General features: G+C 33.0%; 20 protein-coding genes. 13 read left to right on the top strand and 7 right to left on the bottom strand.

All coding sequences use genetic code 11. The features are described from left to right. The first annotated feature begins 7 nt into the window (after positions 1–7). The 4 genes from YN1551_RS04220 to YN1551_RS04205 all read left to right on the top strand — a co-directional run bounded on the left by YN1551_RS04220 (position 8) and on the right by YN1551_RS04205 (position 2905). A complete protein-coding gene (locus YN1551_RS04220) occupies positions 8–448 on the top strand; it encodes a hypothetical protein (protein ID WP_012717250.1) in 441 nt (146 codons plus the stop codon). A gap of 241 nt (positions 449–689) precedes the next feature. Then, positions 690–2057, top strand: coding sequence for a phosphoglucosamine mutase (gene glmM, locus YN1551_RS04215; protein WP_012714087.1), 1368 nt, complete (start codon positions 690–692; stop codon positions 2055–2057). After that, positions 2054–2443: a Trm112 family protein gene (locus YN1551_RS04210; RefSeq protein ID WP_012711900.1), complete on the top strand. Its 390-nt coding sequence runs from the start codon at positions 2054–2056 to the stop codon at positions 2441–2443. The genes glmM and YN1551_RS04210 overlap by 4 nt, the downstream gene beginning before the upstream one ends. A 42-nt stretch (positions 2444–2485) precedes the next feature. Then, a complete protein-coding gene (locus YN1551_RS04205) occupies positions 2486–2905 on the top strand; it encodes a DUF2153 domain-containing protein (RefSeq protein ID WP_012711901.1) in 420 nt (139 codons plus the stop codon). 10 nt (positions 2906–2915) lie between these two features. Here YN1551_RS04205 and YN1551_RS04200 read toward each other — a convergent pair whose 3' ends face one another. Together YN1551_RS04200 and YN1551_RS04195 are read right to left on the bottom strand one after the other, a co-directional pair. Continuing rightward, the gene (locus YN1551_RS04200; protein ID WP_012716459.1) at positions 2916–3383 is read right to left on the bottom strand and encodes a DUF1411 domain-containing protein; all 468 of its coding nucleotides are present in this window, start codon (positions 3381–3383) and stop codon (positions 2916–2918) included. Positions 3384–3406: 23 nt separating this feature from the next. Further along, a complete protein-coding gene (locus tag YN1551_RS04195) occupies positions 3407–4084 on the bottom strand; it encodes an orotidine 5'-phosphate decarboxylase / HUMPS family protein (RefSeq protein WP_012717249.1) in 678 nt (225 codons plus the stop codon). 90 nt (positions 4085–4174) lie between these two features. On the opposite strand from YN1551_RS04195, the gene YN1551_RS04190 reads away from it, so the two are divergent. Next, complete coding sequence (locus tag YN1551_RS04190) at positions 4175–5782, top strand: CTP synthase (protein ID WP_012717248.1); 1608 nt, start codon at positions 4175–4177, stop codon at positions 5780–5782. Here the strand turns inward: YN1551_RS04190 and YN1551_RS04185 are convergent. Then, a complete protein-coding gene (locus YN1551_RS04185; protein ID WP_012711905.1) occupies positions 5750–6049 on the bottom strand; it encodes an ArsR/SmtB family transcription factor in 300 nt (99 codons plus the stop codon). The genes YN1551_RS04190 and YN1551_RS04185 overlap by 33 nt on opposite strands. 106 nt (positions 6050–6155) lie before the next feature. On the opposite strand from YN1551_RS04185, the gene YN1551_RS04180 reads away from it, so the two are divergent. Both YN1551_RS04180 and YN1551_RS04175 read left to right on the top strand, forming a co-directional pair. Next, positions 6156–6419 (top strand): U6 snRNA-associated Sm-like protein LSm6, encoded by a 264-nt coding sequence (locus YN1551_RS04180; RefSeq protein ID WP_009990440.1) that lies wholly within the window; start codon positions 6156–6158, stop codon positions 6417–6419. Between the two features lie 35 nt (positions 6420–6454). Beyond that, on the top strand, positions 6455–7669 hold the full coding sequence (locus YN1551_RS04175; protein WP_012717247.1) for a methionine adenosyltransferase: 1215 nt from the start codon (positions 6455–6457) through the stop codon (positions 7667–7669). Here the strand turns inward: YN1551_RS04175 and YN1551_RS04170 are convergent. The 3 genes from YN1551_RS04170 to rqcH are packed head-to-tail and all read right to left on the bottom strand — an operon-like array spanning position 7643 to position 12193. Beyond that, positions 7643–9484 carry a DUF460 domain-containing protein gene (locus tag YN1551_RS04170; RefSeq protein WP_012717246.1) on the bottom strand — a complete coding sequence of 614 codons (1842 nt, stop codon included), beginning with the start codon at positions 9482–9484 and terminating at the stop codon, positions 7643–7645. The genes YN1551_RS04175 and YN1551_RS04170 overlap by 27 nt on opposite strands. Beyond that, positions 9481–10344, bottom strand: a complete 864-nt coding sequence (locus YN1551_RS04165; protein WP_012717245.1) for an RIO1 family regulatory kinase/ATPase domain-containing protein — start codon at positions 10342–10344, stop codon at positions 9481–9483. The genes YN1551_RS04170 and YN1551_RS04165 overlap by 4 nt, the downstream gene beginning before the upstream one ends. Positions 10345–10363: 19 nt before the next feature. Continuing rightward, a complete protein-coding gene (rqcH, locus tag YN1551_RS04160; protein WP_012717244.1) occupies positions 10364–12193 on the bottom strand; it encodes a ribosome rescue protein RqcH in 1830 nt (609 codons plus the stop codon). 11 nt (positions 12194–12204) lie between these two features. Here rqcH and YN1551_RS04155 point away from each other — a divergent pair, with 11 nt between their 5' ends. From YN1551_RS04155 to YN1551_RS04135, 5 genes are all read left to right on the top strand, one after another. Beyond that, positions 12205–12456 carry a hypothetical protein gene (locus YN1551_RS04155; RefSeq protein ID WP_012714094.1) on the top strand — a complete coding sequence of 84 codons (252 nt, stop codon included), beginning with the start codon at positions 12205–12207 and terminating at the stop codon, positions 12454–12456. Then, entirely contained in the window at positions 12453–12983 is a 531-nt protein-coding gene (locus tag YN1551_RS04150; protein WP_016731356.1) for a Mut7-C RNAse domain-containing protein, read from the top strand. The genes YN1551_RS04155 and YN1551_RS04150 overlap by 4 nt, the downstream gene beginning before the upstream one ends. After that, positions 12910–13593: an AmmeMemoRadiSam system protein A gene (amrA, locus tag YN1551_RS04145; protein WP_012711912.1), complete on the top strand. Its 684-nt coding sequence runs from the start codon at positions 12910–12912 to the stop codon at positions 13591–13593. Before YN1551_RS04150 ends, amrA begins: the two co-directional genes overlap by 74 nt. A 192-nt stretch (positions 13594–13785) precedes the next feature. Next, positions 13786–14487, top strand: coding sequence for a protein disulfide oxidoreductase (pdo, locus tag YN1551_RS04140; RefSeq protein WP_012711913.1), 702 nt, complete (start codon positions 13786–13788; stop codon positions 14485–14487). Positions 14488–14531: 44 nt separating this feature from the next. After that, positions 14532–15221 (top strand): hypothetical protein, encoded by a 690-nt coding sequence (locus YN1551_RS04135; protein ID WP_012717243.1) that lies wholly within the window; start codon positions 14532–14534, stop codon positions 15219–15221. Here YN1551_RS04135 and dcd read toward each other — a convergent pair. Continuing rightward, positions 15175–15729 (bottom strand): dCTP deaminase, encoded by a 555-nt coding sequence (dcd, locus tag YN1551_RS04130; RefSeq protein WP_016730934.1) that lies wholly within the window; start codon positions 15727–15729, stop codon positions 15175–15177. The genes YN1551_RS04135 and dcd overlap by 47 nt on opposite strands. Before the next feature lie 165 nt (positions 15730–15894). Between dcd and YN1551_RS04125 the strand changes: the two genes are divergently transcribed. Next, a complete protein-coding gene (locus YN1551_RS04125) occupies positions 15895–17700 on the top strand; it encodes an ATP-dependent DNA ligase (protein ID WP_012717242.1) in 1806 nt (601 codons plus the stop codon). The last annotated feature ends 30 nt before the right edge of the window (positions 17701–17730 follow it).

The following is a 17730-nucleotide window of genomic DNA, read 5'->3' as shown; positions in this document are numbered from 1 at the left end:
TGATAAAATGGACTTGGACTTATCCTCATGGGACTCAGACCTCATAGATGGGGTCTTAGTTCAATTTTTCTCAATTTTTTTAGGAATTGTAGCACTAGGGTTAGCGTATATGTTTTTTGGAGTACCGTATGTCATATTCCAACCAGCTTACAGTGCCCTAAATCTACCGTATCCGTTCGAATCAATCTTAAATTCAATAGGAATCTTTTTCTTCATAGGTTGGTTTATAGGATTCCTATCCATGACTATAGTTATAACGGAAAAAGGAGAAATAGAAAGCCCTGCAAAATTCTTCTTAGGTTCTTTCTTCATAGGCATGGTTTTAATAAGCTTAATAACTGGGTTAAACTTTATCAATGGGTTTGTCTGGGGGCTGATATTATCGGTACTAGGTGTCATGATTATGTATCTTATTAAGGTGTTTTCAGAATATAATGAATGGTGGTAAACTGGGGAGTTTAACGTTTTGAAACGCTAGCCGTTACTTCATCTTAAACATTTTCTAATTTAGTTATCTGAATTCAGTTCGGGATATCGTTGTTATATAACAATTAGCATCCGTTTTTGTTATATATCTGAGTACTGTGGACCCGGAAGTCCCGGGTTCAAATCCCGGCCCGAGCCCTTCCATTAACTATATTGACTTATCTAGGCTTATTTTTATATTTCATGGAATTATATAGTAGTATATGGGTAAGTTATTTGGGACGGATGGAATAAGAGGAGTTACTAATACTGAATTGCAACCAGAATTTGCGTTAAAATTAGGAAAAGCTATAGGAACATATTTCGGTAAAGGTGCTAGAATTCTAATAGGCAGGGATGTAAGAGCTGGAGGAGATATGTTACTTAAAGCCGTTGAGAGTGGATTGTTAAGTAGTGGCGTATTGGTCTATGAAGCTGGGATGGCTCCTACTCCAGCTTTCCAGTACGGTGTGAAAACTTTAGGATATGACGGTGGTATTATAATAACCGCTAGTCATAATCCAGCTGAATATAATGGTATCAAAGTCCTTTCTCCACATGGTATTGAGATAGCTAGGGAAGACGAGGATAAAATAGAAGATATATACTTTAATAATAAATTTCATGTAGTGGAATGGAATGGTTTAGTAAATGATGTAAAAAGAGAAGATAAAGTTATTGAAACTTACGTGCAAGGGATACTCTCTCATGTTGATGCTGATAAAATTAGGAGTAAAAAGTATAAGGTTCTCATAGACCCTGCTAATAGTGTAGGTACATTGGCAACACCAATTGTTGCGAGGGAGTTGGGATGTAAAGTTTTTACTATCAATGGGAATTTAGATCCTCTATTTTCAGCTAGAACACCAGAACCCACATTTGAGAGTCTTAGTGAGACTGCAAAAGTTGCTAAACAACTAGGCGTGGATTTGGCAGTAGCTCATGATGGTGACGCGGATAGGGCAATTTTCATAGACTCCATGGGGAGAGTTCAATGGGGTGATAGAAGCGGTACTTTATTGTCATATTGGGCTTCGATAAAAGCTCCAAATCTACCTAAGCGTATATTTACTGCAGTTTCTAGCTCTAGCTTAGTTGAAGAATATCTAAAACAGTACAATATAGAGGTTAAGTGGACTAAGGTAGGTAGTGTAGACATTGCACATACGCTATTTAAGGAAAAAGGAGTAGCGGGATTTGAGGAAAATGGTGGATTTATGTATCCTCCTCATCAAGCAGTAAGAGACGGTGCAATGTCATTCGCTTTAATGCTGGAAATGATGGCATCTGAGAATGAAAACTCTACTGAACTATTTAATAGACTCCCTGTTTATTATTTAGTGAAAACAAAAGTAAGAATTACGGAAAAGAGTAATATAAATAAGATTTATGACGAAATAATAGATAAGTACGGAAAGTACGGGAATATAGTTACAATAGATGGTGTTAAGATTATTAGCAACGATTTCTGGCTCCTAGTTAGGAAGAGTGGTACAGAGCCAATAATAAGAATATTAGTCGAGGCAAAAGATGAGAATAAATCAAAAGAATTAGCTAAAGAGTTAGAAAAGTTGGTGAGTGAGTTAGCGTGAAATATAGGTTAATGGATTTACTCGCGTGCCCTATGTGCAAACATTTTCCATTAAAACTTTTTGTTTTCTCAGAAAAGGAAATAGACAGAAAATTAAGTCAAGAAGATAAAAAACCGTTGTGCGAATTATATTGTGCATATAAATCCGCCTTTATTAAGGATTTAAACTCTCTGCCTCCTTGTGAGGAGTGTATTAGAAACGAAATAGTAGAAGGGGTGCTTTATTGTGAATCTTGTAATAGATGGTATCCAATAATTGATGAAATTCCAAGAATGTTACCAGATAAACTGAGAAAAGAAGAAGAGGATATCAAATTTTTGGAGAAACATAAAGACAAGATTCCGAAGACCATACTAAGTAACGGTGTTCCTTTTCGTTTAAAATGAGCTTATTAATTTGTTTGGTGAGTGTATAATATGGTGTAAGTGATGGAAAGTTCATTTATAGGAAATTTAGATGAATGGATAAAATTGCAGAAGAATTTATTGAGTACTTTAAAAGATATGGAGAAAAAGGAGAAAACTGAGGATATGGATAGATTAGACTTGATATTAGCGTCTAGAACTGCATTTCAGCATATGATGAGAACGTTAAAGGCCTTTGATCAATGGTTACAAGATCCAATGGTTATAAAACATATGCCTAGAGAAATGTTGGAGGATGTAAAGAATACCAGTTGGGAGTTGCTTCAGAGATTATTAGAGTTAGATATTAGACATACGAGCCAATTTAGAGAAATGATCTCGAAAATGAGCAAAGAAGGCAAATTGGATCCATTAATATGGACTAGACCAATAACTGAAGAACATCCAGAAAGAGAAAGAAGAGGTCCATTATCTACGATTTAAAAATTTTTAATTATCTCCTTCTTAATTTCATCTCATTTTTTATCTTTAGGTTATACTCCTCATCATATGCGAGTATTTTTGTTTTTATTTCGTTTAGAGCTTGAGCTACTTTATTTTTGAAGTCCTCTTCTATTTGAGTTTTATCTAATATTTCTATACCATTGTTCGAGATACCTATTTTCTTAGATACTGGATCATTTTCTATTAGCCCTAGATATAAGAGCGAAGTTAAATCCTCTTTTGCCATTAAACTAAATACATTGTTTCCTATTACATTGAATTGATATCCTATATCAACACCTTTCTGCTTCAATTCATATAGCAACATTATTATAGATTTTTCAGTCAATTTACCTATTTGTCTTATTATATATAATAACTGTAATTTTCTTTTATCCTCATTTATTATATTGGTACTTATAACTTGTTTAGATACCATCTTTACGTCTTTAGACTTTTGTTGTCCTGGTTGTGACAAATTTAAACCCCCATATATACTTATTATCTCCCCTTTAATATGTTAACTATCTCTTTAGATACGTTCTTAGGTTCCTTACTTCGAGTTATGGCTCCTCCTACTACATATATGCTTACCGGTAGATCTATGAGTTCTAAAATTCTATCTTTATTTAAGCCTCCAGCTATTGATATTAATAAGTCTAGCTCAGATACCTTTCTGATTTCACTCTTTAAATCTGCTACACTTATGCCTCTACTCTTTTGTACATCCAAACCTACATGGAAACCTATGATATCTACTCCTAATTGCTTAAGCTCTTTTGCTCTTTCATATACGTTTTTAACGTTGATTAAATCAGCTTGGACTAGTATATCTAATTCTCTAGCCTTTATTACCGCTGAATGAATAGTGGAATCGTCCATTATTCCTAAAACTGTCATTATGTTAGCTCCGCCTAGTTTAGCTATTTCAACTTCAACGTCTCCTGCATCTGCAGTTTTAGTATCAGCCACAATTATTTTATCTGGAACTATTGATTTTATTTTTCTTATTCCTTCTATCCCGAATGATTTTAGTAATGGTGTTCCTATTTCAATGATTTCATTTTCTAGATCTTTAACTTCATTAACTACTTTTATTGCATTATTGATATCTATAAAATCTAGGGCTATCTGTAAAAATTTTTCAGTACGAAGTTTTTCAAGTAGTACCTCTCTCATTTAAGGTAAATATGTGCTTTAAAAGTACTTAAAGTAATTGACAGTGACTTTTTATTTTATAGCAGTGAATGCAAATTACTGTGGATATTAGTGTCCAACAAGTACATAATCGTTACAGGTGGAGTTTTATCAAGTGTTGGTAAAGGTACGTTAGTTGCCTCTATTGGTATGCTACTTAAAAGAAGAGGATATAATGTAACTGCAGTAAAAGTAGATCCATATATTAATGTTGATGCGGGTACAATGAATCCTTATATGCATGGTGAAGTATTTGTAACTGAGGACGGTGCAGAGACAGATTTAGATTTAGGTCATTATGAGAGATTTATGGATATTAATATGACAAAGTATAATAATATAACAGCAGGTAAGGTATATTTTGAGGTTATAAAGAAGGAAAGAGAAGGCAAATATCTAGGTCAAACCGTTCAAATTATCCCCCACGTTACTGATCAGATAAAGGATATGATAAGATATGCAAGTAAGATAAATAACGCCGAGATTACCTTAGTGGAAATAGGTGGCACTGTAGGCGACATAGAAAGTCTACCATTTCTAGAAGCAGCTAGACAACTCAAACTAGAAGAAGGCGAAGATAATGTTGTTTTTGTGCATATAGCTTTAGTAGAATATTTATCTGTAACTGGAGAACTGAAAACTAAACCATTGCAGCATAGTGTGCAAGAATTAAGAAGAATTGGAATACAACCAGATTTTATTGTTGGCAGAGCTACATTAGCCTTAGATGATGAAACTAGGCGCAAAATTGCTCTGTTCACTAACGTTAAGGTAGATCATATAGTCTCTAGCTATGATGTAGAAACATCCTACGAAGTACCCATTATCCTAGAAAACCAGAAATTAGTTTCTAAGATACTTACTAGGCTTAAATTAGAGGATAGGCAAGTAGATTTGACAGATTGGATAAGCTTCGTTAATAACATAAAAGGAATAAATAGTAAAAAGACCATTAATATTGCACTAGTTGGAAAGTACACAAAGCTAAAGGATAGTTACATAAGTATCAAGGAAGCGATTTATCACGCTTCAGCTTACTTAGGAGTAAGGCCTAATCTTATATGGATAGAATCAACTGATTTGGAAAAGGATTCCAAGAATTTAGATGAGGTATTAGGGAATGTAAATGGAATCATAGTTTTGCCTGGATTTGGAAGTAGAGGAGCTGAAGGTAAGATTAAGGCTATTAAATATGCTAGAGAACATAATGTACCGTTCTTGGGTATATGCTTTGGTTTTCAATTATCTATTGTAGAATTCGCTAGGAATGTTTTAGGTCTCAATGATGCTAATTCGACTGAAATTAATCCAAATACTAAGGATCCAGTTATTACTTTACTGGATGAACAAAAAAATGTAACTCAACTTGGGGGGACTATGAGATTAGGATCACAAAAGATTATAATAAAAGAAGGAACAATTGCCTATCAATTATATGGTAAAAAGGTTGTATATGAAAGGCATAGACATAGATATGAAGTGAATCCTAAATATGTCGATTTACTAGAAGATGCAGGATTAGTAGTTTCTGGTATTAGTGAAAACGGCTTGGTCGAAATTATAGAGCTACCTTCTAATAAGTTCTTTGTGGCCACTCAAGCTCATCCAGAATTCAAGAGCAGACCAACAAATCCATCTCCTATATATTTAGGGTTCATTAGGGCTGTTGCTAGTCTTTAAAACTATTACAATTTTATCATATTTAGCTTTTATAATCTTTTTTATTCCTTTTATTCCATTCTGATACTCGACTTCAACTAGACCTAGATTTTCAAGTTCAGAAATATGTGAGCTTATGTTTCCCTTACTCATATTAAGTTTTTCAGTGAGCTCTGATATGCTCATTGGCATTATTGAAACTAGTTGCAGTATATTTATTCTAGTCATTGTAGATAACGCCTTAGAAATTTCGTAGATTTTCTCTGGATCATCGATTACTAGCTCCATAAATATTAGCTTCTAATTGCTAACTTTAATAAACAATAATGCATATATGCAAGCAAGTTAAAGCTTACAAGATAAAATTTAAATTAGAAAATAGAGGGATGTTATTGTGCAAGCAAAAGTAGAAAATCCGTTGAAGAGTTTAAGAACGGCAATAAATAGGATCGTGCTGGTAAAACTTAAAGATGGCTCAGAGTACATTGGAAAACTAGAACAAACTGACGGAACTATGAATTTAGTATTAAGAGATTGTACTGAAATTAGAGAAGGCACTTCTGAACCAGTAGCAAAATATGGTAGGGTACTTATAAGGGGTAGCAATATATTATTCATTAGTGTTGACTATGAGACAGTTATGAATAGTGAGAAATAAGATTTAAATTAGTATACTTATTTGAGGAACCTATAATGAGAAACATAAATGTCCAGTTAAATCCCCTCTCAGATATAGAGAAACTTCAAGTAGAATTAGTAGAGAGAAAAGGACTAGGACATCCAGATTATATTGCAGATGCGGTTGCTGAAGAGGCTAGCAGAAAGCTTTCATTGTATTATCTCAAAAAATATGGTGTAATTTTACATCATAATCTGGATAAAACATTAGTAGTTGGAGGACAAGCTACGCCTCGTTTTAAAGGTGGGGATGTAATACAGCCAATATATATTGTAGTAGCAGGTAGAGCTACAACAGAGGTAAAAACGGAAAGTGGGATAGAGCAAATACCTGTAGGTACTATCATTATAGAGAGCGTAAAAGAGTGGATAAGAAATAACTTTAGATATCTTGATGCAGAAAAACACCTCATAGTTGACTATAAGATAGGTAAAGGGTCAACTGATTTAGTAGGCATATTTGAAGCTGGCAAGAGAGTTCCGCTATCCAATGATACGAGTTTTGGAGTAGGTTTCGCTCCATTCACTAAATTAGAAAAACTAGTCTATGAAACGGAGAGACATTTGAACTCAAAACAATTTAAAGCAAAATTACCTGAGGTAGGAGAGGACATAAAGGTCATGGGGTTAAGGAGAGGGAATGAAGTTGACCTTACGATAGCAATGGCAACAATTAGTGAACTAATAGAAGACGTTAATCATTATATTAATGTAAAAGAACAAGCAAAGAATAAAATCCTAGATCTAGCATCAAAGATAGCACCAGACTATGATGTAAGAATTTATGTTAACACTGGGGATAAGATAGATAAGAATATACTTTATTTAACAGTGACTGGTACTTCTGCTGAACATGGTGACGACGGAATGACAGGAAGAGGAAATAGAGGTGTTGGGTTAATAACACCAATGAGGCCTATGTCATTAGAAGCTACTGCTGGAAAGAATCCCGTTAATCATGTTGGTAAATTGTATAACGTTTTAGCTAATCTTATAGCTAATAAAATAGCTCAAGAAGTAAAGGATGTGAAATTCTCGCAAGTTCAAGTTCTTGGACAAATAGGAAGACCAATAGACGATCCTTTAATAGCTAATGTTGATGTAATTACTTATGACGGAAAACTTAATGATGAGACTAAAAATGAAATAAGCGGAATTGTAGACGAAATGTTAAGTTCATTTAATAAGTTAACTGAACTAATATTAGAAGGAAAAGCTACTCTCTTTTAACCTTCTATTTCTATATTCATCAATTATTCTTTTTATATCAATATCCTTAGATCTTTCTATTTGTAGTTCTTTCCGTAATACTTCCAGATCATTTAAGACTTGTTTATCTAATATTATAATCTCCTTATCTACATATTCTGCTATCTCATTGTTAACTTTTTCCTTCCCAATGTAAATGTTATTTCCATCAAAGGTTATATCATTAACTTTACTATTCCCCTTAACGACTATTACTTTTCCATTTAATAGATTATATAGCACTTCCTTTAGTTTCTCAATTTGTTTCTCGTCATAACGTAATTTATTCTCAAGTTCATTTATCACCTTGTATGCATTCTGTAGGTTTAGATTTAGCTCGTAAATCTTCCTGTCCCTCTCTACTTCTTTATTAATATGCAGTTTAATCTCATCAATCTTTCTTATTAATGAATCCCTTTCATTAATGAGATTATAAATTATCCTCTTATAATGCATTAGTTCCGACTTTAGCCTTTTATTTTCCTCTTCTAATTTAGTTAATTTATTTACATTTTGAGTAGTATCTTTTTCTTTTTGTTTCTCCTCTATTTTACCATTATCATCTTTTCTGATAATTTTTTCAATTTCCTTTTCTATACATTCAGATACCGTAGTACCAAATATTACGCAATCATAAATACGATTTTCGTCTATTACGTCAATATCTAATCTACTGATGAAACTCTCAATTTGCCTTAATTTGCTTTCTATCTCATTATATGCCTTTAAAGCAGCAGCTAATGAGTCCCTAATATGAGGATTATCTATTTTTAGCTTATGTAGCTTAGAGTACTCGTCAATAAGTCTTTGTTTTTCATCTATGCTTAGACTTTTTTCCGGGATAAATATTTTAGCGTTAAATTTACTAGCGATCTTTTTTACAGTGTCTGGCAATGGATTGACATCAGTCGCTACTATTATTGCTTTTCCCTCTTTAGAGATTAAGGAGACGATTTCATCTCTGTCGATGTTTCTTCTTGATATTAATAGAATTGGTCTGCCATAAATATCAATTATTGATAGGCCAACTTCTGTACCAGGATCTATTCCAACAATTAATCTTCTTTCAGTTCTTTTGTCTTTAAATTCAATCTTATTTTTATATATTGGTTTAATATCTACTACTACGTCATGGCCTTTCATTTTTCTTATAATTCCATAGAGTCTCTCTCTAGGAGTATAAACTATGAATACTGCTCCCTCAATTCCAGCCCTAGACCTCCTCACTATCATATCGTAATCAAATCCTTTCATGTCAAGTTTTTCCTTTATCTCCTTAGCTACTCGAAGAAGGGTTCCTCTTATATATCTTTTATATCTATTTTGGCTCATTCCTCCTGGGCCTAATGCTCTTCCCCTTGACACTACTATTTTAGTACGTTTCTCTTCAATTTTTATACTAGTTCCATATCCTTTTAAAGCTAATAACGCATCTAAATATGCAGTTTTTTGTGGTGATAATTTTCCTTGCACTTCGTACCCCATTTCCCTAGCTAATTCCTTTATTTGTTTAAATTCTCCATTATGATATGTGACCTGAACGATGTTAGTATTTTGGGGTAATAGTTTCACGATATTAATGATCTCTTTATCACTTTCTCCTAATTCGTAAATATTGTCAGTCGCTAATATATCAACGTTGTATTCCCAACATAATCTAATAACTCTACTTAAACTTACGTTTTCTGCTTTATAGACTATTTTCTCGTTCTCGTTAACAATAATAACTGAGTATAGTGGCTGTGACTTAGAGGAAGGGCTTTCCATCGCCTCTATGTCAATTCCCATAATTTTCATGATACCCCTCTTACATAATCGAAAATCTTACGGATATCTACATTTATTCCATATTTTCTAAAAAATATTATAAGATTTGATAGATCTTTTTCTAATCTTTCCTCAGATTTTGTTGCTTGTGGCCAATCAATAAGATACGGATTTCCATTTTTGTCTATAAGTACATTATACGGGCTTAGATCTCCATGTGTTATGTTGCAAATAGTGTAAGCTATCCTCATGGTTTGTAAAATCTTTTCAAGGATCTCATCTAAGTTTAGATCTAGATTATTAACAGGTACTTTGTAAAGCTCTATTCCATCGATATATTCCATTGTCACTGCGTTATACTCTGCTCCTAATGGCTTAGGGACATAGCCCCCTTCATTACTTAAACATGTAAGAGCTTCATACTCCCTTTTAGCATTTTCCACGGTAATTGAAAGCCAACTTTTCTTTTTCAGGCTTTTTCTAAACGTAACTTTCTTATAACTATCCGTACCAACTCGATGAAACTTAACTATTATTTTATTATCATTAAAATCATACCCATAATATACTACGCTTTCTTTTCCTATTCCTACTATCTCTGCTAATCTATTCAAGATTTTATCCACAAATAACAGTTTTATTCCCAAAATATCTAAGCCAGAAAAGGTTAACCTAAAAGATAAGTCTGTTGGATTTTTGAAAATAAGTCTAAGCTCAGATAATTTCATTAAAGATACTTTAAGTTCTTCATCGTCTTTAATATCTAATCTCCTTTTTAAGGAATTGAAACTAACAAATTCATTTTTATCTCTAAGACTATATATTGTTTTTAACAATATATAATCAAAGGGTCCCACTAGTGATGCTTTCTCCGCCAGTGAAAGTCTCATTCCTATTTTATATTAGTTTTTAACTATTATATGTTATACTTGTCTTAACTATCTTACTCTTACCTGGAATTTTATCTTCAATATCTGTTTTTAATGCATTTAGCCCTTTTATGTCTGGTAAAGCCCTACTAAATACTTTTATAATCTTTTGTGCTATTCTCTCTTTATCGTCATCACCTGGAGCTATGATAGCATAGTATTTAGTCTTAGCTGAAACGGTTTCTTCGCTTCCCACTATCACTGATACACTGTTTTCACTTAGTATAAGGCCTATTGCCAATTGTAGTTTAACGTTCTTTACGAAATTCTTTTTTCCATAAATCATGAATGAACCTTTATTCAGATATTCTCCACTTGGCGGTGATTTAGAGACTTGATTACCTAGAACCCAGAATACATCAACAGAGGCTAAACCTACTTTCCATGCTTTTGAGTAACTTGCAGCAATTACTGCTGCATCATAGATATCATCTTCAAGGATTGTATTATTTTCTTGTGCTATGATAATTGTCGCTGGAGCACCTGCGATATCCGCATGGAGAAATATATCCTTATCCCTTAGGTATTTTTTAACTATACTTTCATTTTGACTTGCATCTTTTCCTGCAATTATTAAATATCCGTTTCTTGAAATGCTCCATCTGTATTTTTCATACCATTCCTTTTTCCTTAGCACCAGTTTTATCTCATTTTGCTTTTCTATTTCTTGCTTCTCGATTTTCTTTAATTTTTCTTTTAATTCATCTAAACTTTCAAGAGCCCTTTCAATTTTTCTTTTATATTCCTTAGCTTCGTCAAAAAATCTCATTGCGTTTTTAGTAGCTGAAAGTAAAGTATCTAATTCAATTTCAACTCCATCTAGATTAAGTTTTATCTTTTTACTTTTTGGTCTATTGTCTAATAATAACTGATCTATTTCGTATGCTTTGGAAAGTATAATATTGCCTAATTGTCTATAACTTTTTTCTTTGTTTTCATATTCTTTTATACTGTCCTCTATTTGTTTAATTGTGGTTATGATCTTCTGCTTCTCTTCTAAGATTTTTCTGGAGGATTTTTCAGATAACTCCTTTTGAGATATGGTATAGAAATAATCGTCTATTGCATCATTGAATCTTTGGTATTCCTTGCACCCATCAAGAGGAAAAGGAACTACAGTTGTATCTTCTATAAGACATGGTTTTATTTCTCCATTAATGAGTGAAATCTCTAAGTTTTTTATTTTTTCTCTTATCAAGTTAATATCTGGTGTAGTGCTTTGCAAACTAAGATAGTTTACTACTTCTTGTGGGATTCCTAAGGCTTTTGCTATGCTCCCTTTCTTAATTAACTTTTCTAATTCCTCTTTATTAGGTTCGACCGTAGGTGGAGGTTTATATGTTTCCCCTATTCTTATGAGCCTATCTTTGAATTCTTTATATTCATTTGCAAATAATATTTTATCATTTTTATCTAATATTACCAAAACTCCTCTAGGTAGTAGTTCTACTATTATCTTTTTCTCACCCCTTTTAAGTTCTAGAATTAATATCCTTTCTTGATTTAATATATGTATATTTGTAATTATATCTCCCCTAATTAATCCTCTTAGTGTAGTTATTTTCGTTGAAGAAATTTTTGGATAATTATATTTCGTTATGTTTATTCTTTTACTTGGCTCTATAATTAATTCTTGGTCTCTTCCACCACAATATAATTTCAGAATATATGTATTTTCAGTATTTTGTACTAAGAAAACATTATCTATTATACATCCTTCTACCGCTTTTCTATTTTCTGTAATCCATGCTATTAAATCGAAGTATGTCATACTGTTTTTTCTCTGTAATTTTATATTCTGAGAGCTCATTCATTAGACATGTGGAAATAGAAGATAAAATATTAATTATGCGAGGCATTTTAGGAATCGTAGCCGGAGGTATCTCAACAATATTTTATTCATCGATTTATATACTTGTAGTAGTAATCTCCTTTTATGTCTTCTCAGCGATGCTTTCACTTTTCTTATTTAGGGAAAAAAAGGCAAGAAATGTCTTTGGCAAAGGTATCGGAATATATCTTTCTTCATGGTTTGTAAGTTTACTATTAATTTACAATCTCTCATTGAGATGAGGATCATGCTAACGCAAAAATTCGTTGTAGATAGTATGCTTGGTAAAATTGCAAGATGGCTAAGAATTATGGGTTATGATACACTATACAGTAATGATCTTGAAGATTGGAAGATTCTGAAAATTGCTGAGACACAAAAAAGAATTATTGTAACTAGAGATAGGGGTATTTATAACCGTTCTCTCAAAAGGGGATTAAATTGTATTCTACTTTCACCGGATTCCGATATAATACAAGATTTGGCTTTTATTGCATTTAGATCTAAAATTGATTTATCTGTAAATATAAACGCCACTAGATGTCCTCAGTGCAATTCAGTTTTGAGTAAGTTGTCAGAAAGTAGGTGGACTTGCCCTAAATGTAAGAAAGAGTATTGGAAAGGTAGGCATTGGAAAACAATTGAAGAGGTAATAATTAAAGCTAATTCTGAGCTAATAAAATTGGAAGCTAAAAATGATTCAAGGGGATCTAGTACAGATACAAGAGTTAAACAACGAGATAGGACGGTTTCTAATAGAAATAGCTAGAAAAGCCATTAAAGAAGAATTCAAGTTAGACAAGTTAGATTTGAGTAACTATAATAATCCCATTTTAGACAAAAAAGGCCTAGCCTTTGTAACTTTGGAGAAAATTACGTATAACACGAGTTCCTTAAGAGGTTGCATAGGTTATGTTGAAGCAGTTGCTCCTTTAAAACAGATAGTAGCATCTGCAGCTAAAGCTGCTGCTTTTTCAGATCCAAGATTTAATCCTCTACAAAAGGATGAATTATCAGAAATTATTATTGAGGTTACAGTGTTAACAAAACCCGAAGAGATAAAGGTAAAAGATAGGTGGGATTTACCTAAGATCATAAAAGTTGGAGAGGATGGTTTAATAGTTGAAAAAGGTATTCTCCATAGTGGCCTTTTACTACCTCAGGTTCCCATGGAATATTGTTGGGATGAAGAAACATTCTTGGCAGAAACTTGTATTAAAGCTTCTTTAGAACCAGATTGTTGGTTAGATAATTCGGTCAGAATTAAAAGATTCCATGGAATAATATTTAGAGAGACTAGACCAGATGGAAGTGATATTATAGTAGTAAAACCAAGTGATATTAAATGTAAATTGAACGAGTTACTAAATAATTTTTGAGGATATTATAAGCTAAGAAGATGAACTTCGATTATGACTTATACAATAATCCTCGAGAATAAAACTCTTTCTTCTCGAATAAATACTTAAAAAATATAATAATTATAAAGTAGGACGAACGAGATTTAGATAAAAAGCTCAGAAATACTTTTTTATGCCAGTAATGAGATGTTGTATATACGGTGTTAAAGAATGGAACAAGAATATGCCGAACTATTTAGTGATGAAGTTAAAAACGCATTACAAGACGCATTAAAAGATATGAGAAATCCCGTAGATGTTTATGTATTCGTAGACAGTGAAGACTCCAATTGCCAATATTGTAGTGTCACTACTAAATTTCTGGAATTTATAGCTAGTGCAGCACCAAAAGATGGTAATGGTAGTTTATTAAAGGTTCATATAGTTGATAGAGTAAATCAAAATGACAGAAAGATTTTCGAAGAGTTCAACGTGGAGAGAGTTCCTACTGTGGCATTTTATAATGGATATATTAGATGGACAGGAGCTCCGTTAGGTGAGGAAATAAGAGCATTAGTTGAGACTATAGTAAGGCTTTCACAAGGCGAGAGCGGTTTAAGTCAAGAAACTGTAGAAGCTATAAAATCTAAACTGAACGGTAAAGTAAAGATAGAAACTGTTGTCACGCCATCTTGTCCATATTGTCCATATGCAGCGTTAATGGCACATATGGTTGCTTTTGAGGCTTGCAGAGCAGGGAAGTGTAATGTTGTATCTGATGTAGTAGAAGCTTATGAAAATCAAGATATTGCTGAGAAATATCAAGTAATGTCAGTACCATCTATAGCTATAAATGAATCTGTAGAATTTATAGGAGTACCATACGAAGAGAACTTTATCAATGCAATTTTAGAAAAGCAAAAGATAAGCTAAAACTCTTTTATCACAGTATCTATTAAATAGTATAGTAGAGAGTAATGAGGATGATTTCAATAAAGCTAACAGAGGAGGAGTATAAGGAGTTAGAAGAACGAGCTAGAAAAGAAGGTTTCGTTTTATTAAGCGATTTCGTTAAATCACTTATTTTCTCTACTTCATCTTATTCTCATGATTCTCAAGTAGATAATACGCAAGTTGTATCAAGAATAGAAAAAAAGATGCAAGACATGATCAATCCTTTTACTTCTCAGATTGATGAACTTAAACAAAAAATAGCAATATTAACGGAAAGAATAGAGATATTAGAGGAAAAATTAGGTGAAATTAAGGACACTACGAAAGATATGAATAAAAAACCAAAAAAGAGTTTTGAATCTAAATCTGTTAACATAAAATCTGAACCTCAGCATAAGAAGACTGCAATAGATATACTAAGAGACCAAGGTGTGATATATGAATCTGAATTAAAGTTAAATAACCCAGATGCATTTTTTGATAAATTAGAAACTCAAGGAGCAATAGTAATAACAACTGACCCCGAGAGGATAGCTATAGATTCTAATTTCTATGAGGAATTTAAGAAGAAAATAGCTAGTATTTCTACTTCAGATGAGATAGAAGTTCAAAAATATTTGACAAAACAAGAATACAAGTTGTTCCAAAAACTTAGACAATATAGTGTTATATACTTTGATGCTGATAGTAAAAGCTGGAAATTTGTGAGTTAAATCTAGGTAATGTAACTCCTTTTTGTCCTTGGTATTTTCCTTGATATGGGTATTCCACTGGCGTAAGCGTTCTGGCAAAGATCAAGTGGATAAATCTTGTACTTCTCTTTAATTTTACAGGAAAAGATGAGCCTACAACTTCTATTGTAACTTGTCCTTTAAATCCTGCATCAACTATTGTAGGTGGGATAAATAGACCTAATCTAGCGAACGTTGACCTTAGATTTACGAAAGCCATAACATCATTATTCAATTCTATATACTCTTCAGTTGTTAACAGCACATGTTCGTAGGGCTGGATTATAAATTCCTCTCCTTTCTCCGTTTGGAAGAATGAAGGATCGGGATTATCTGGATCAAACACTTTATCAGTTTTTTTGAATCTAGCTATTTCATTACCTACTCTTAGGTCAACTCCGTTTTCTCTTACTGTATCCTCCCTTAAGGGCTGGATTTTTATCCAGCTCTTCTCTAAATAATACTTCAAATCCCTATCAGATAGAATCATATTAAAAATATTGTAGTTATAAAGGGTTAAAAACCAGTACCTTCCTATATTCATATTGCATAGGTGTTCAGAGTAACTCTGACTCTTCATCTGAAGTCGGTAATTGCCGAGTATTCATCATCCATGAAATGATTATAAATAACTGCAGATAATATAAATTAATCTATGGAGTTTAAAGTTATTGCCGAATACTTTGATAAATTAGAGAAGATATCTTCAAGGCTCCAGCTTACAGCTTTACTGGCTGATCTTTTAAGCAAAAGTGATAAGGCAATTATAGATAAGGTAGTTTATATTATACAAGGCAAATTATGGCCTGATTTTCTAGGTTATCCAGAGCTTGGAATTGGAGAGAAATTCTTAATAAAAGCAATTAGTATAGCTACGAACACAGATGAAAATTCAGTAGAAAATCTCTATAAGTCAATAGGTGATCTTGGAGAAGTAGCTCGAAGGTTGAAAAGTAAGCAACAAAGTACAGGAATTTTAGGTTTTTTGGGTACATCAAGTAAAGAGAGCTTAAAAGTGGATAAAGTTTACTCTACGTTATCTAAGGTGGCATTAACTACGGGAGAGGGTAGTAGAGATTTAAAGATAAGATTACTGGCAGGATTGTTAAAAAAGGCAGATCCGTTAGAGGCCAAGTTCCTAGTTAGGTTTGTTGAAGGTCGACTTAGAGTTGGTATAGGAGATGCGACAGTTTTAGATGCTATGGCAATAGCTTTTGGCGGGGGGCAATCAGCATCAGAAATAGTTGAAAGAGCTTATAATCTTAGGGCGGATCTAGGAAACATTGCAAAAATTATAGTAGAGAAGGGAATTGAAGCCTTAAAGACTCTAAAACCTGAAGTTGGAATACCAATTAGACCGATGCTAGCTGAAAGGTTATCAAATCCTGAAGAAATATTAAAGAAAGTAGGTGGAAGTGCATTAGTCGATTATAAATACGATGGAGAGAGGGCCCAAATACACAAAAAAGATGACAAAATTTTTATATTTTCTCGAAGATTAGAGAACATTACTTCTCAGTATCCAGATGTAGTAGAGTATATTAGTAAATACACTGAAGGCAAAGAGTTCATTATAGAAGGAGAAATAGTGGCTGTAGATCCAGAAAGCGGTGAGATAAGATCATTTCAAGAATTAATGCACAGAAAGAGGAAGTCAGATATTTACGAAGCAATTAAAGAGTACCCAGTAAACGTATTTCTCTTTGATTTAATGTATTATGAAGATGTAGATTATACTACAAAGCCATTAGAAGTTAGGAGAAAATTGTTAGAAAGTATTGTAAAACCAAACGACTATGTAAAAATAGCTCATCATATTCAAGTTAATAATGTAGAGGATCTTAAATCGTTCTTCTATCGAGCAATATCTGAGGGTGGAGAGGGAGTAATGGTGAAGGCAATTGGAAAAGATGCAATATATCAAGCTGGTGCTAGGGGTTGGTTATGGATAAAGCTTAAACGTGATTATCAAAGCGAGATGGCTGATACAGTAGACTTAGTAGTTGTTGGTGGTTTCTATGGGAAGGGTAAAAGAGGCGGCAAGATAAGCTCACTATTAATGGCCGCATATAATCCTAAGACTGATACTTTCGAATCTGTTTGCAAGGTGGCTAGTGGCTTCTCAGATGAGCAACTTGATGAGTTACAGAAGAAGTTAATGGAAATAAAGAGGGATATAAAACATCCTAGAGTTAATTCTAAGATGGAACCAGATATATGGGTAGAGCCAGTTTATGTAGCGGAAATAATTGGAGCGGAGATAACAATATCTCCTTTACATACTTGTTGTCAAGACGTCGTAGAGAAGGATGCTGGTTTATCTATAAGATTTCCTCGATTTATAAGATGGAGAGATGATAAAAGTCCAGAAGATGCTACAACCACTGATGAGATACTTGAAATGTACAACAAGCAGCCTAAGAAGAAGATCGAATCACCACCTATAGACGAGAGCGTTTAAAATATATCGGGGCTCTACATATGGTACTAA

Origin of the sequence: Sulfolobus islandicus Y.N.15.51 (assembly GCF_000022485.1) — an archaeon.
GTDB classification, from domain to species: domain Archaea; phylum Thermoproteota; class Thermoprotei_A; order Sulfolobales; family Sulfolobaceae; genus Saccharolobus; species Saccharolobus islandicus.
This window is presented reverse-complemented; position numbering and strand designations above follow the sequence as displayed.